This window comes from Pseudomonas sp. SJZ078 (assembly GCF_007828255.1).
Taxonomy (GTDB): domain Bacteria; phylum Pseudomonadota; class Gammaproteobacteria; order Pseudomonadales; family Pseudomonadaceae; genus Aquipseudomonas.
Genome location: NZ_VIUG01000022.1, coordinates 91836 through 106223, shown reverse-complemented (window position 1 = coordinate 106223; position 14388 = coordinate 91836). Strand labels below are relative to the sequence as shown.

Here is a 14388-nt window from a genome sequence, read left to right as displayed (position 1 = left end):
GTGGTGCTCGCCCGCAAGCTTTGCCGAGTGGCATTTGCCCTGATGAAAAATCAGGACGAATACCAGCCGAAGCCTATGTTGCAGGGTTGTCCTGCAACATAGAATCTCCCACAGCGGGCCTGTGCTGTTTGCAGAATCGCATTTCAACTGGAAGGAATCCGCCACCCAAATGCCCACCCCGATTGACTCCGTCAGCGACGAAACGCTGCTGGCCCGCTACCGCGACGGTGATGGCGCCAGTTTTGAAATCCTGTATGCGCGGCATCGGCAGGGGCTTTACCGTTTCCTCGTATCCTTGAGCAACAAGGCCGAGCTGGCCGAGGAGGTCTTCCAAGACACCTGGCTCAGCCTGATCCGCAGCAGCACCCAGCCACAAGGACGGGCGAGTTTTCGTACCTGGCTGTTCCAGATTGCCCGCAACCGATTGATCGATCACTGGCGCCGGCACGGTGTTCACAATCCATTGCATGACAGCTATGACGAGCAGCTTCACGTCCAGACCGACGACGCCAATAGCCCGGAACAACAGTTGAGCCTGAGCCGCGATCAGGGCCGCCTGGAGGCCGCGTTGCAGGCCTTGCCCGAAGACCAGCGCGAAGTCTTCCTGCTGCGCCTGCACGGCGATCTGGAGCTGCCACAGATCGCTGCCTTGACCGGCGTCCCGCTGGAAACAGTAAAGAGCCGTTTGCGTTACGCCCAGCAGAAGCTGCACCGGCTGCTGGCCGAGGAGGTACCCGCATGATTGACTCCCGACAGACCCCGGATCCCGCCGACGAAGCGCTGGTCGAGCATTTCCGCCAACACACCGGCGGCGAGCCCCCCGCGTCCCTGGACGCCTTCATCCTGGCCACCGCCCGCCGCGAAGCGCCGGCGCCCAGGCCGAGCCTGTGGCAACGTTGGCTGCAGGCCTGCCAACGGCCGCGCTGGCAAATGGCGTTCGCCACGGTGGCGGGTGTGGCGCTGATGATCGGTCTGGTGCTGCGTTCGCCGGTTCCAAGGGACGAACTGGCGGCGCCGGCAACGCTGGATTATTCCGCTGCCCGACAAGAACTTGCCGTTGCCCCCGCTCCGGCCGCCCCTGCTGCTCCGGCACCGATGGCGCGCATGGCGCCCCTGGGTGAACTGAGCCGGGAACCGGAGCAGCCTGTGCAAGTCCAGGCGGATAAGCCCATGGCGAAAAAGAGCCAATCCGTACCCGCCGCACCCCCTTCGCTGGAGCAGGGGTTGCTGGAAATCCTGCGGCTGCGCCAGGCGGGGCAGACCAAGGCGGCGGATGAGAAACTGCTCGCGCTGCACAAGCGTTTCCCCAAGGAAGACTTGCCGGCACGGCTGGAGGCGTTGCAGAAGCGTTGAGGGAATCGGCGCATATGAAGCCCAGTGTCCGCACATCAATGCTGCTTACTTCAGGATGTCAATGAACCGGTGGCGAGGGAGCTTGCTCCCGCTGGGCTGTACCGCAGCCCTTTTTTGTGAGCGCTTCGCACTCAAGCGGGAGCAAGTTTTCTCGCTACGATGATTCATGCAAACCTCAGGAATGGGGGCGTGAAGTGGTAAGTTGCAATATTGCTGGAGAGGGCAGGCGAAGCTGTAAGCGGTCCGTCACCGCTTGGCGTTACAAATGCAGGCGTAGCAGGATCATATGAGCGGAACTATACTCGCCAGCATGAAAAAGCTGACGCTCGAACTCGACGGAACCGACCCAAGCAAGCTCTCGATGGCTCGCTTGACGGATTATCTGTGTGAGCTCGCTGAGCTTTTTGGCTCGCAAGATAATGTTCATTTTGACTCTGTCACCGAAGGCTGTGTCTGCCTGAATACATGGGTTGAGGATGAGAAATATCCCCACGTGTTAAACAGGGTGCGCGAGGCCGCTCAGGGAATCGGTCCTAAGCGGGCAAGAAAAGCGTATCAGCAGCTATCCACACTGATGGAGCAAGATCGAGTGGATGGTGTCCTGCAAGCAGCGGATGCGAACATTCTTCAATTTCCCAAAGCCAAGGCGGCTTTACCTCCCATGATTGTCATTAAACAAGGTAGCGTCCAAGGCCGCTTGTATGTGGTAGGCGGGAAGGATGAGACGGTTCCTGTTCGGCTTGAGGGGGCTGGTGGCGAAACGCTTCTTTGTGAAGCCGATACGGCATTGGCTGAACAACTGGGCAAGCTGTTGTTCAAGCATGTCCGGGTTCACGGGAAGGGGGAATGGGAAAGTCGACCGCATGGTGGCTGGCGGCTGCGAAAAATGTTCATTCAGTCTTACGAAAAGCTCGAAAAAACCTCTTTGCGTAGCGCTGTTACCCAGCTCAAAGAACTTGGTGGTATCACCTGGAGCGAGATGGATGACCCTCATGGAACGATTCAGAACCTAAGGGGGTGAGGTGCGCATAGTTCTTGATACTAATGTTCTCGTCCAAGCCTTGGGAAATGCAAAGGACGGTATCGTCTTGGTTGATCCCGCCACGGGGCACGATATTGATAGGGCGGAGGCTAGAGCTGAGGCCCTGATTGAACTGGTCGACGCGAGGGGCGGGACCGTGTTGATCCCAACACCTGCACTGGCTGAGTATCTGGTCGGCATTGATCGGGATTTTCATCAGAGTCACCTTGATGTCATAAACGGCCTCTCATGTTTTGAAATAGTATCGTTTGATCAGATCGCAGCGGTTGAATGTGCTCGAATGGTTGATGACAACGAACTGAAGGTGCTTGATCCGGCAGCAACGAAAGCCAAGTTACGTTTTGATCGTCAGATCATTGCGACAGCCTTGGCAACCAATGCTGATGAAATCTGGACTCATGATGCGGGGCTTTACTCCAAGGCTCAGAAGTGTGGGCTTGTGGTGCGATCGCTGGGAGATATTGAGCCGGCTCCCGAGCAACTCGAGGTCAATCTCGATCCCTAGGATTTATTGGAACGTAGACAACGGGATTCATTTGTTTTCATTACCACGCGGAGCGTAAAAGCGATCACCCATAAAAAGCCCCAGGTCTTACGACTCGGGGCTTTTTGTGCTCAGACAATCTTTGAATGTGGCCGTCATGGAAGAAAGCGCGCAACAGCGTTCAGAACGCTATGTATCCACCCGCAGCCAGCACCCGGCGTGGCTTTTGCTCGCCTCGCGTCGTGCTCCGCTCGTACTGGGTTGCCTACGAACACTTTTCGAGCGGGCGCACGATGGGATTCCCATGGAGGACGCGCTGCAGGCTCTATCTGAAATGCTGACTGCTTACGCCAGCCAGGAGCTCTATGAGATCGACCCGGATGCAACGCATCTCCAAGCAGGTCGTGAACTTCGTGAGTGGATTAAGCGGCGTCTTGTAGTCGAGCGGGAGGGCCGGATCTACGCAACCGACGCGTTGGAGTCCGCCATCCAGTTTGTCGACTCGTTGGATAGCCGGATCATGACCACTACGGCATCGCGCCTTTCGGTGGTCCAGCGCGAAATCGAAAACCTGGAAACAGGTCTGAACCCCAGCCCAACTGGCCGTATTATCAGCATTCGCCGCCGCATCCAGGATTTGGAGCACGAGCTAGCGCAGGTAGAGGCTGGTCACGTTGTCGTGCTGGATGAAGCACAGGCGATAGAAGGCATACGCGAGATATATAACCTGGCCACCAGCCTGCGCGCTGACTTTCGACGAGTTGAAGATTCTTGGCGCGAGGCTGATCGCGCTCTTCGACACTCCATCATCAGCGAGCAATCTCACCGGGGCGAAATCGTCGATCGCTTGCTGGATGGTCAAGATGCTCTACTTAATACACCGGAGGGGCGTGTCTTCGAAAGCTTCCAGCAGCAACTGAGGCAGTCCGCTGAGCTGGAAGTCATGCGAGAGCGCTTGCGCACTATCCTTCGTCACCCGGCGGTTCCAAAGGCGTTGAATCGTCCCCAGCAACGTGAGCTGCGTTGGTTGGCTTTACGCCTGGTTCGGGAGTCGCAGGCTGTGCTCCAGGCACGCGCCCGAAGCGAGCGCGATGTCCGCGGCTTCATGAAGACGGGGCTGGCTGCCGAGCATCATCGCGTCGGACAATTACTCAACGACTTCTTCAATTTATCGCTCAGCGTCGATTGGCAACGCCAGCCAGAACGCCGTAAGCCTGTCTGTCTACCGCCGGTTGGCGTAGCCATTACCGGTATTCCGGCAATCGAGCGTCTGCGCTTCAAAGCCTTGGATGACGATGATACGGGTGAGCTGGATCTGAGTTTGAAGCCAGCGGGACTGGAACAAATTGATGACGACTTTTGGGATGCCTTCGATGGACTGGATCGTGGAGCGCTGATACAGAACACCCTGGCAGTTCTGGTGGCACAGGGGCGACCTGTGAGTCTCGGGGAACTTGCATCTTTGCTTCCACCTGCCCACGACTTGGAAACCTTTGCGCTCTGGTTGGCGATGGCGCGCGAGGCAGGTATTGAGGTACTGACAGAGGAGCGTCAGCTCGTGGAGTTAGTTGACGAGGAGCAGCTACGCTGGCGCTTCAATTTGCCTTACGTCGGACTCGACCACGAGGCACTCAAGGATATCGATTGGGAGTTGTGAGCATGGCAGGGATCTTCGATCGAATTGCAGGCGCCCATAGTGCAGACGAAACGGCACTGACGGTGGAGCCCATGACGTGGGGTGACGGCATGGATGAGGAACAACCTGTCATGAGTTCGGCTGTACACGTCGATGAGCGCCGGTCGCCGCAACGGGTACGCGAGGCCGTACAGGAGTTGCTCAAGTACGGGCTGCTGGAACAGAGTCACAAGCCCAATCTATATCGCTCAGTGCTTTCCAATGTCGAGGAGGTAGATAGAGTTCTGGAACCGCTCGACCTTGCCATGGGGCTCGATGAGGTTCGGGGGCTAGTGTTTGTTATCGTTCGCCAGGATGAGTCGGCAGAGCAGGATGAGTGGTCGCATCCACTTGTGCGTCGGCAAAGGCTGAATCTGGAACAATCACTGCTGATTGCCATTTTGCGACAGCATTTCATAGCGTTCGAACAGGAAAGCGGTACGGGAGTCATTCAGGCGCTGGTAGCGGTTGATGATTTGATTCCGCAGGTGCAGCTTTACATGGGAGAACTGGGCAGTGAGGCGAAGGAGCGCAATCGCATCATCACGCTGCTTGACCAGCTCAAGGGGCATGGTTTGGTATCGGCTCCAGACGCACATGATCGCGTCATCATTCGCCCCATCATCACGCATTTGGCCAACCCGGAGAACCTGCAGGCGCTGGTGGCATGGCTGCGAGAGCAAGTGGAGGGCACGGCGACGCTGGCTGCTGATAGCGAGGAGGACATGGCATGAAGCAGACCCTCCTCTGGCGTGACAGCGAGACCTTCATTCTCAGCAGCATCGAACTCTATAACTGGGGCGGCTTTCAGGGCTATCACCGTGCCGAGATCGATCCCTCCGGTACCGCCGTGATCGGCCCGACAGGCAGCGGTAAAACGACGCTGGTGGACGCTTTGATGACCTTGCTGTGCGCCAATCCGCGCTACAACCTGGCATCCACGGGGGGGCATGAAAGTGACCGGGATCTGGTGTCCTATGTGCGGGGAGTGACCGGCCCCGGGGACGGTGGTGTGAAGCAATCTCATATAGCTCGCCAGGGTAAGACGGTAACCGCAATTGCAGCCACGCTCGAGCGTGACGGTACGCAGGTTCGACTGGGCGCTGTGCTTTGGTTCGAGAGCACAAGCTCCTCGGCATCAGATCTGAAAAAACTTTGGCTGTTAAGCGAGTCCCCCGAGCAGACTCTTGAGCATTGGCTCAGCCAGCATCACTCAGGCGGCATGCGGGCTCTGCGTCAAATGGAGAAGGAAGGGACTGGTATCTGGCCTTATCCGAGCAAGAAAACTTTCTTGGCCAGGCTGAGGGATTATTTCGAGGTCGGCGAAAACGCATTCACCCTGCTCAACCGCGCTGCCGGCCTGAAGCAGCTCAATAGTATTGATGAGATCTTTCGAGAGTTGGTGCTGGATGACCGCTCCGCCTTCGAGCGGGCTGCCGAGGTCGCCAGCAGCTTCGATGATCTAACTGACATCCACCGAGAGCTGGAAACCGCTAGAAAGCAACAGCGCTCATTGCAACCGGTCGCCGATGGCTGGGAGCGCTATGGGGCCTTGCAAGAACAGCTGCAGGATAAACAAGCTCTCGAAGGCATTCTTCCGGTCTGGTTTGCCGAGCAGGGTTATCGCCTGTGGTTGGCTGAAACCAATAGGCTCGAGAAGGAACACAAACAGGCCGAACTGGATCAGGAGCAGTTTAAGAGTCAGCTTGAGATCCAGAAGGGCGTGGTCGATCAACATCATCAGCGCTATCTGCGAGTAGGCGGCGCAGGGATAGATCAATTACGCGAGCGCATCGGTGATTGGGTCAGGGAGTGCGATAAGCGCAGCCTGAAAGCCGAGCAATACCAACGCTTGGCCAAAGGGCTTGGACTATCGGATGAGTTATCGGCCGCTGCTCTCAAGGAGAATCAGCAGCAGATCGCGGCACGATTGGAAATACTGACCCAGCAAATTAATGCCGCGCGCCAAAAGGCGTTCAACGCAGGCGTCGTCCAGCAGGAGCTGAATGGTCGTCTACAGACTTTACAGCAGGAGTGTGCTGAGGTTGAGAGACGGCCAGGCTCGAACCTGCCCGGGCACTTTCATGCTTTTCGAAGCGATCTGGCGCAGGAGCTTGGAGTCGATGAGTCGGCTCTGCCTTTTGTTGCCGAGTTGGTTCAGGTCAAGCCCGAGGAGCTGGCCTGGCGGGGTGCCATCGAGCGGGCCATCGGTAGCCACCGGCTACGTATCCTGGTGCCGCAGGGCTCATCCCAGGCTGCACTGCGCTGGGTGAACCAACGGCACAACCGCTTGCATGTGCGCCTGTTGGAGGTAAACGAGCGGTCTTCGCGATCAGTGTTCTTTGATGATGGTTTTACCCGCAAGTTAACCTTCAAGGAGCATCCGTACCGAGAAGCTGTAAAGGCACTACTGGCGGACAATGATCGCCACTGCGTCGAAAGCACGGAGCAATTACGTCATACCCCTCACGCCATGACGGCCCAGGGGTTGATGTCGGGTAAAGAACGCTTCTTCGACAAGCAGGATCAAAAGCGCCTGGATGAAGACTGGCTGACTGGCTTCGATAACCGCGACCGTCTGGCCTTCTTGGCTGAGCAAATTCGCGAGGTCAATGAACAGCTCGCGCCTGCCAGGCTGGCCTTGGATGCTGCCCAGAGCGGTGTCCGTCAGTTGGAGACTCGAGCTTCGCTGCTGCAACGCGTCGAAGAACTGCAGTTCGAGGAAATTGATCTGCCGGGCGCCGAGCGTCAGCTGGAGTCGTTGCGTACTCAGTTGGGCACCCTTACGCGCCCCGATTCTGACCTTGCGATGATCAAGGCTGAGCTGGATGAAGCCGAGGCCCTGCAGGATTCTCTGGATCAGCAGCTGCGCCAACGGATCGAGCAGCGTGTACGGTTGAGAACTCAGTTTGACCAGGCCGCATCCGCTACTCGTAAGGCCTATCACAGTGCCGAGAAGGGGCTAAGTGATACGCAGCGTGAACTGGCACAAGCGCATTTCCCGACCCTGACCGCCGATGACCTCGGCGATATTGTCGAGCTGGAGCGCAAGCATACGCGTGAGCTGCAAGGACAGCTCAAAGCGCTCGGCGAGAAACTGGGCGACCAGAAAACAGAGCTTGCCAAACGTATGTCTGACGCCCTGAAGATAGATACCGGGGCGCTTGCAGAGGTCGGGCGAGAGCTGATGGATGTACCCAAATATCTGGAGCGTCTACGTGTGCTAACCGAGGAAGCCCTACCCGAGAAACTCAAGCGCTTCCTGGAATACCTCAATCGTTCCTCGGATGACGGCGTCACCCAACTGCTCAGCTATATCGACCATGAAGTCTCTATGATTGAGGAGCGCCTGGATGACCTGAACAGTACGATGCAGCGTGTCGATTTCCAGCCCGGGCGCTATTTGCGCTTGGTTGCAAAAAAGGTCATCCATGAAAGTCTGCGCACCCTGCAACACGCTCAGCGCCAACTGAACTCGGCGCGTTTCATCGATGATGAGGGCGAGAGCCATTACAAGGCATTGCAGGAGCTCGTCGGACTGCTCAAGGACGCCTGTGAACACAACAGGAATCAGGGGGCAAAGGCGCTTCTGGATCCGCGCTTTCGCCTGGAATTCGCGGTATCGGTGATTGATCGAGAAAGCAGGAGCGTCATCGAGACCCGAACAGGCTCTCAAGGTGGTAGCGGTGGCGAGAAGGAGATCATCGCCTCCTATGTACTGACCGCTTCTCTCAGTTATGCGCTCTGTCCCGACGGCAGCAGCCGGCCGTTGTTCGGCACCATCGTACTCGACGAGGCGTTCTCGCGCAGTTCTCATGCGGTTGCCGGTCGGATCATCGCGGCGCTGAAGGAGTTTGGCCTACACGCTGTCTTCATTACGCCCAACAAGGAAATGCGCCTGTTACGCCATCACACTCGCTCGGCAGTCGTCGTTCATCGGCGTGGCATGGAATCCAGTCTGGTTTCCCTGAGCTGGGAAGCGTTGGATGAGCATCATCAACAGCGTATCAAGGCCATGCATGAAGTCGCCCACTGAGATCGGCCGCAACTTGGCCAGACAATGGCAGCGCTCCAGTGTTCGGTTGGACCGTTTGCTCAATCCCGCTAGTTGGCCGCAAAGCCTCAGCATCGGTAAGCCTTCGGCACGACTCTTCACTGACAATATCCAGGCGGTGCTCCGGCATGTGGAAAACTGGCGGGGCGTGAACGTGGGTAAGGTCGACTGGGAACCCGTCAGCTACCGAGCAGGGCTGGCCCCCATTTCCTTGCCGATGCGCTGGCACTTGCGCAGTCCCTCCGAATGGGTTGCCGCGACCAATGATCCAATGGTCAGCCAGGAATACGCTCAACTCGAGTATCTGGTCGAGCAGGTAGACAGCGCCTTTCATGCGTTGCTGGTGGCACAACGGAGCTTGTGGTTAACGAAGCCGTCTGAAGAAGTCGTCGCCACGGCGCGACTCGCCACCCGGTTGTCGCCGGGCTGCGCTCAAGGCCGTCCACTGCGCCTGCTTGCCGAGCACGGCGTAGACACCAAGTTTTTCGAGCGCAACGCCAGCTTACTGACCAAGCTCCTCGACGAGCGCTTCGAAGGCGCGGCGTCCGAACAAGGCTTGGCGACGTTTCTGGATGCCTTTGAAGAAGCCAATCATTGGGTTCTGATCGTTCCTCTTCAGCCTGAGCTGTTGCCCTTCAAGCGGCTTAGGCTCAGCACTGCGGAGCTGGCCGAGACCCCACTTCCCGGTTCTCGATTGCTCGTGGTGGAAAATGAGCAATGCATTCACTTGCTGCCAGAAACCTTACCGGACACCCTGGCTGTATTGGGCGCAGGACTCGATTTGCAGTGGTTGGCATCTGCACACTTGGCCGGGAAACAGATCGCTTACTGGGGCGATATGGACACCTGGGGCTTGCTGATGCTGGCGCGAGCGAGACTCCATCAACCCGCAGTCCAGGCACTATTGATGGAACAGGAGCTGTTTGAACAGCACTCGTTGGGTAACGCAGTCGTTGAGCCAACCAAAGCTCCAGAGTTGGCTCCGCCTGGTTTGCTGGCTGACGAAGCGGGTTTCTATCGGTATCTGCTGGTGCAAGAACGAGGACGTCTCGAGCAGGAGTATCTGCCAAAGGCACGAGTGGAGCGGGCTATCAGGGAGTGGGTTCGAAAGATCCCCGTATAGAGCTGCTGATAGGGAGTCAACGGTTGCTCAGCCGCCGTTAAGCAAACTTCCTGAAGTTTTGGGGCAGGGAGCACGGGATAATGCCGGGCAATGCGCAATTGCGATTTCGCGAGTGGTCAATGTTTCTTTTTTTGACTGTTCAGGCGCTTTTCCAAACGCTCCAGCTCTGCCAACTCTTGGGCATCGGTGGCTAGGGCTTCGGCCTGTCGGCGGTGCTGGTCGAACTGCTCGTATCGCTCATGTACCAGCTGTTTCATTTGTTCATGGCTGACGCTGCCTGCGGTGCGCAGGAGCGGTTGCTCGTTGAAGGCCATAAAGCTGTCAATGTATTGCCGCCAGTCGGCGAGCATTAGGTGCTTACGCTGCTCGGCGCGTAGTTCTGCGAAGTCCAGGAACATGCCAACCAGGCGATTGAGCTGGTCTAGCTCCTCGGCGTTCAGGTAGTTCTTGGCCACCACAACATCGGCCTTGCGCACCCGGTCGCCCTTGAAGCTGAGCAGGTTCATGTTGGGGGCGCGGCCATCGGCACGGTGCACGATCAGCTCGGCTGCGGTGTGGCCGGTTACGGCGAAAAACAGCTTGTTCTGCACTTCGGCAAAGAGCCAGGCGGTGTCCTGCTCATTAGCTCGGTAATCCTCGGCCAGGGTGAAGAGGTCGCGTACCTTCTGGTAGAAACGCTTCTCCGAGGCCTGTATGTCGCGGATGCGCTTGAGCAGTTCATCGAAGTAGTCCCAGCGGGGCTCTTTTAGCCGGGCATCGTCCATCACGAAACCCTTCTGCAAGTACTCACCTAGGGTGCGGGTGGCCCACTGACGGAACTGGGTACCACGCGTTGAGCGCACCCGGTAGCCTACGGCGATAATCATCGGCAGGGCGTAAAGATGGGTCAGGTAATCTTTGCCATCGGCGGCAGTAGTAAACTTCTGGTTTACAACTGCCCGTTGAGCCAGTTCCCCATCAGTGATGATGGCTTGGATATGCTTGCCAATGTTCTGCTTGCTGGTCTGGTACAGCTCGGCCATTTCCAGTTGTGTCAGCCAGACTTGGCCATCCATTTCACGCAAGGTGAACTGCGCCAGACCGTCTTCTGTGCTGTAGAGAATTAGCTCGCTATTTGCCATCAGGCGATCTCCAGTTCATCTCCCTTGACGGCGCTTGCCGGTGAGCAGTAGCTGCATAACTGCTACCTTTTCCTGCCGATTTTAAAAGCGAGAGATAATCAGAAACGGCAGAGCCCGCACGGAGCGGGCTCTGTCGAGCGTTTCGTAGACATCTATAGACAACTAGAAACAATTATCTGGCGCACCAGGCGGGATTCGAACCCACGACCCCTGCCTTCGGAGGGCAGTACTCTATCCAGCTGAGCTACTGGTGCAACGCGGCGCCATGATACTCATATGCATGGCGGGCGTCCATGCTGCTGATTTGCTGTTGTTTTCCGGCCTGGGGGCAGGCGTTGGCTACGCTGATCAGAAAAAACGGTCAATTTCGTCTTTTTCGTTCTTTTTTTCGAACAGCCTATTGTCCTTCACCCCCATCGGCCCTAGGATTCGTTTGAGATTTCAAACGCTCCTGTCTGGGTGCTGAACCGCACGTCTATGCTTGTTGTGCGTTATTTCTGTGCTTCAGCCCAGTGAATGATTTCCCTGACGGCAGCCCATAAGGCGCCTTTCTACAACTCTAATTCGCTCCGCGTGTGCGCGGTGCTGTTAAGGAAAGCCGACATGCAGCTTAAAGACACCCAGTTGTTCCGCCAGCAAGCCTTCATCGATGGCGCTTGGGTCGATGCGGACAATGGTCAGACGATCAAGGTCACCAATCCGGCAACGGGCGAAGTGTTGGGTACCGTGCCGAAAATGGGCGCTGCCGAAACCCGCCGCGCCATCGAGGCCGCCGACAAGGCGTTGCCGGCCTGGCGTGCACTGACTGCCAAGGAGCGCGCCAACAAGCTGCGCCGCTGGTATGAATTGCTGATCGAGAATCAGGACGACCTCGGTCGCCTGATGACCCTGGAGCAGGGCAAGCCGCTGGCCGAAGCCAAGGGCGAAATCGTCTATGCCGCGTCGTTCATCGAGTGGTTCGCCGAAGAAGCCAAGCGCATCTACGGTGACGTGATTCCCGGCCACCAGCCCGACAAGCGCCTGATCGTGATCAAGCAGCCGATCGGTGTGACCGCCGCCATTACTCCGTGGAACTTCCCGGCCGCGATGATCACCCGCAAGGCCGGCCCGGCTCTGGCCGCCGGTTGCACCATGGTCATCAAACCGGCCTCGCAAACGCCGTTTTCGGCCCTGGCCCTGGTGGAACTGGCGCACCGTGCCGGCATCCCGCAAGGCGTGCTGAGCGTGGTCACCGGCAGCGCCGGCGACATCGGCGGCGAGCTGACCAGCAACCCGATCGTGCGCAAGCTGTCCTTCACCGGTTCGACCGAAATCGGTCGCCAACTGATGGCCGAATGTGCCAAGGACATCAAGAAAGTTTCCCTGGAACTGGGCGGCAACGCGCCGTTCATCGTGTTCGACGACGCGGACCTGGATAAGGCCGTCGAAGGCGCGATCATTTCCAAGTACCGCAACAACGGCCAGACCTGCGTCTGTGCCAACCGTCTGTACATCCAGGATTCGGTGTACGACGCGTTCGCGGAAAAACTCAAGGCCGCGGTGGCCAAGCTCAAGATCGGCAACGGTCTGGAAGACGGCACCACCACCGGTCCGCTGATCGACGAGAAAGCCGTCGCCAAGGTCCAGGAGCACATCGCCGATGCCGTCGGCAAAGGTGCGACCGTACTGGCCGGTGGCAAGGCGATGGAAGGCAACTTCTTCGAGCCGACCATCCTGACCAACGTCCCGCAAACCGCTGCCGTGGCGAAGGAAGAAACCTTCGGCCCGCTGGCGCCGCTGTTCCGCTTCAAAGACGAAGCCGAAGTGATCGCGATGTCCAACGACACCGAGTTCGGCCTGGCCTCGTACTTCTATGCCCGTGACCTGGGCCGTGTGTTCCGTGTGGCCGAAGCCCTGGAATACGGCATGGTCGGCGTCAACACCGGGTTGATCTCCAACGAAGTCGCGCCGTTCGGCGGCATCAAGGCTTCGGGCCTGGGCCGTGAGGGTTCCAAGTACGGCATCGAGGACTACTTGGAGATCAAGTACCTCTGCCTGGGTATCTGATCCTGCTGCAAGCGCAAAGGGCACGAGAGCGCTGTCCCTTTGCGCCGTTTCAAAACTGCACTTTTTTCTGCGGCCGGGAACGCCGTGGCAGTCGATCATCGCATGCTGCCGCCGTTGAATTCCCGCCGTGTAATCCTTGAGCCGCGCCGCCCTGAGCTGCGAATGAGGACTGTAATGAGCAAGACTAACGCTGATCTGATGGCCCGCCGTACCGCTGCCGTTCCACGTGGCGTCGGCCAGATCCACCCGATCTTCGCCGAGTCGGCGAAGAACGCCACGGTGACCGATGTTGAAGGCCGCGAATTCATCGATTTCGCCGGCGGTATCGCCGTGCTGAACACCGGCCACGTGCACCCGAAAATCATCGCTGCCGTGACCGAACAGTTGAACAAGCTGACCCACACCTGCTTCCAGGTTTTGGCCTACGAGCCATACGTGGAGCTGTGCGAAAAAATCAACGCCAAGGTACCCGGCGATTTTGCCAAGAAAACCTTGCTGGTAACCACCGGCTCCGAAGCAGTGGAAAACGCCGTGAAGATCGCCCGTGCCGCCACTGGCCGTGCCGGGGTGATCGCTTTCACTGGCGCCTACCACGGCCGCACCATGATGACTCTGGGTCTGACTGGCAAGGTCGTGCCGTACTCGGCCGGCATGGGCCTGATGCCTGGCGGTATCTTCCGTGCGCTGTACCCGAACGAATTGCACGGCGTGAGCATCGACGATTCCATCGCCAGCATCGAACGCATCTTCAAGAACGACGCCGAGCCGCGTGACATTGCTGCAATCATCATCGAGCCGGTGCAGGGCGAGGGTGGTTTCTATGTGGCGCCTAAAGAGTTCATGAAGCGCCTGCGCGCCCTGTGCGACCAGCACGGCATTCTGCTGATCGCCGACGAAGTACAGACCGGCGCAGGCCGTACCGGTACCTTCTTTGCCATGGAACAGATGGGCGTTGCCGCCGACCTGACCACCTTCGCCAAATCCATCGCTGGCGGTTTCCCGCTGGCCGGTGTCTGCGGCAAGGCCGAATACATGGACGCCATCGCCCCGGGTGGCCTGGGTGGCACCTATGCGGGCAGCCCGATCGCATGCGCGGCGGCGCTGGCGGTGATGGAAGTGTTCGAAGAAGAGCACCTGCTGGATCGCTGCAAGGCCGTGGGCGAGCGCCTGGTCAGCGGCCTCAAGGCTATCCAGAAGAAATACCCGGTAATCGGTGAAGTCCGTGCCCTGGGCGCGATGATTGCCGTGGAGCTGTTCGAAAACGGTGATACCCATAAGCCGAACGCCGCTGCCGTGGCTCAGGTCGTGGCCAAGGCGCGTGACAAGGGGTTGATCTTGTTGTCCTGCGGCACTTATGGCAACGTCCTGCGTGTGCTGGTGCCGCTGACCTCGCCGGACGAACAGCTGGACAAAGGCCTGGCGATCCTCGAAGAGTGCTTCTCCGAACTCTGACTTTTCGAGCTGTGCGCTGACCCACAAAAAACCCGCTT

At 58.2% G+C, this 14388-nt stretch carries 11 protein-coding genes, 1 tRNA gene and 1 pseudogene; 11 read left to right on the top strand and 2 right to left on the bottom strand.

Annotated elements, in window-relative coordinates; translation table 11 throughout:
* From FBY02_RS28605 to FBY02_RS19100, 9 genes and pseudogenes are all read left to right on the top strand, one after another.
* A pseudogene (locus FBY02_RS28605) lies at positions 1 to 102 on the top strand (IS110 family transposase); the annotation flags it as partial.
* A 67-nt stretch (positions 103 to 169) separates the two neighbouring features.
* Positions 170 to 742, top strand: coding sequence for an RNA polymerase sigma factor (locus tag FBY02_RS19135; RefSeq protein WP_144929800.1), 573 nt, complete (start codon positions 170 to 172; stop codon positions 740 to 742).
* A complete protein-coding gene (locus FBY02_RS19130) occupies positions 739 to 1353 on the top strand; it encodes a hypothetical protein (RefSeq protein WP_144929799.1) in 615 nt (204 codons plus the stop codon). The genes FBY02_RS19135 and FBY02_RS19130 overlap by 4 nt, the downstream gene beginning before the upstream one ends.
* A 310-nt stretch (positions 1354 to 1663) precedes the next feature.
* Complete coding sequence (locus tag FBY02_RS19125; protein WP_256662542.1) at positions 1664 to 2374, top strand: hypothetical protein; 711 nt, start codon at positions 1664 to 1666, stop codon at positions 2372 to 2374.
* 1 nt (position 2375) lies between these two features.
* Positions 2376 to 2900, top strand: coding sequence for a PIN domain-containing protein (locus tag FBY02_RS19120; protein ID WP_144929797.1), 525 nt, complete (start codon positions 2376 to 2378; stop codon positions 2898 to 2900).
* A 136-nt stretch (positions 2901 to 3036) separates the two neighbouring features.
* Entirely contained in the window at positions 3037 to 4536 is a 1500-nt protein-coding gene (locus FBY02_RS19115; RefSeq protein ID WP_144929796.1) for a DUF3375 domain-containing protein, read from the top strand.
* A gap of 2 nt (positions 4537 to 4538) precedes the next feature.
* On the top strand, positions 4539 to 5288 hold the full coding sequence (locus FBY02_RS19110) for a DUF4194 domain-containing protein (protein WP_178115377.1): 750 nt from the start codon (positions 4539 to 4541) through the stop codon (positions 5286 to 5288).
* Positions 5285 to 8590, top strand: a complete 3306-nt coding sequence (locus FBY02_RS19105; protein WP_144929795.1) for an ATP-binding protein — start codon at positions 5285 to 5287, stop codon at positions 8588 to 8590. Before FBY02_RS19110 ends, FBY02_RS19105 begins: the two co-directional genes overlap by 4 nt.
* Entirely contained in the window at positions 8541 to 9731 is a 1191-nt protein-coding gene (locus FBY02_RS19100) for a Wadjet anti-phage system protein JetD domain-containing protein (protein ID WP_256662543.1), read from the top strand. The genes FBY02_RS19105 and FBY02_RS19100 overlap by 50 nt, the downstream gene beginning before the upstream one ends.
* Positions 9732 to 9847: 116 nt before the next feature.
* On the opposite strand, the gene rhuM is transcribed toward FBY02_RS19100, so the two are convergent.
* Positions 9848 to 10852: a RhuM family protein gene (gene rhuM, locus FBY02_RS19095; protein ID WP_144929794.1), complete on the bottom strand. Its 1005-nt coding sequence runs from the start codon at positions 10850 to 10852 to the stop codon at positions 9848 to 9850.
* A 177-nt stretch (positions 10853 to 11029) separates the two neighbouring features.
* Positions 11030 to 11106 (bottom strand) — tRNA-Arg (locus FBY02_RS19090).
* A gap of 349 nt (positions 11107 to 11455) precedes the next feature.
* Between FBY02_RS19090 and gabD the strand changes: the two genes are divergently transcribed.
* Both gabD and gabT read left to right on the top strand, forming a co-directional pair.
* Entirely contained in the window at positions 11456 to 12898 is a 1443-nt protein-coding gene (gene gabD, locus FBY02_RS19085) for an NADP-dependent succinate-semialdehyde dehydrogenase (RefSeq protein ID WP_144929793.1), read from the top strand.
* Between the two features lie 174 nt (positions 12899 to 13072).
* Positions 13073 to 14350 carry a 4-aminobutyrate--2-oxoglutarate transaminase gene (gene gabT / locus FBY02_RS19080; protein WP_047700115.1) on the top strand — a complete coding sequence of 426 codons (1278 nt, stop codon included), beginning with the start codon at positions 13073 to 13075 and terminating at the stop codon, positions 14348 to 14350.
* Positions 14351 to 14388 lie beyond the last annotated feature (38 nt).

Coding starts and splice junctions, on each gene's coding strand:
- FBY02_RS19135 (WP_144929800.1), top strand. CDS start 170: ATGCCCACCCCGATTGACTCCGTCAGCGACGAAACGCTGCTGGCCCGC.
- FBY02_RS19130 (WP_144929799.1), top strand. CDS start 739: ATGATTGACTCCCGACAGACCCCGGATCCCGCCGACGAAGCGCTGGTC.
- FBY02_RS19125 (WP_256662542.1), top strand. CDS start 1,664: ATGAAAAAGCTGACGCTCGAACTCGACGGAACCGACCCAAGCAAGCTC.
- FBY02_RS19115 (WP_144929796.1), top strand. CDS start 3,037: ATGGAAGAAAGCGCGCAACAGCGTTCAGAACGCTATGTATCCACCCGC.
- FBY02_RS19110 (WP_178115377.1), top strand. CDS start 4,539: ATGGCAGGGATCTTCGATCGAATTGCAGGCGCCCATAGTGCAGACGAA.
- FBY02_RS19105 (WP_144929795.1), top strand. CDS start 5,285: ATGAAGCAGACCCTCCTCTGGCGTGACAGCGAGACCTTCATTCTCAGC.
- FBY02_RS19100 (WP_256662543.1), top strand. CDS start 8,541: ATGAGCATCATCAACAGCGTATCAAGGCCATGCATGAAGTCGCCCACT.
- rhuM (WP_144929794.1), bottom strand. CDS start 10,852: ATGGCAAATAGCGAGCTAATTCTCTACAGCACAGAAGACGGTCTGGCG.
- gabD (WP_144929793.1), top strand. CDS start 11,456: ATGCAGCTTAAAGACACCCAGTTGTTCCGCCAGCAAGCCTTCATCGAT.
- gabT (WP_047700115.1), top strand. CDS start 13,073: ATGAGCAAGACTAACGCTGATCTGATGGCCCGCCGTACCGCTGCCGTT.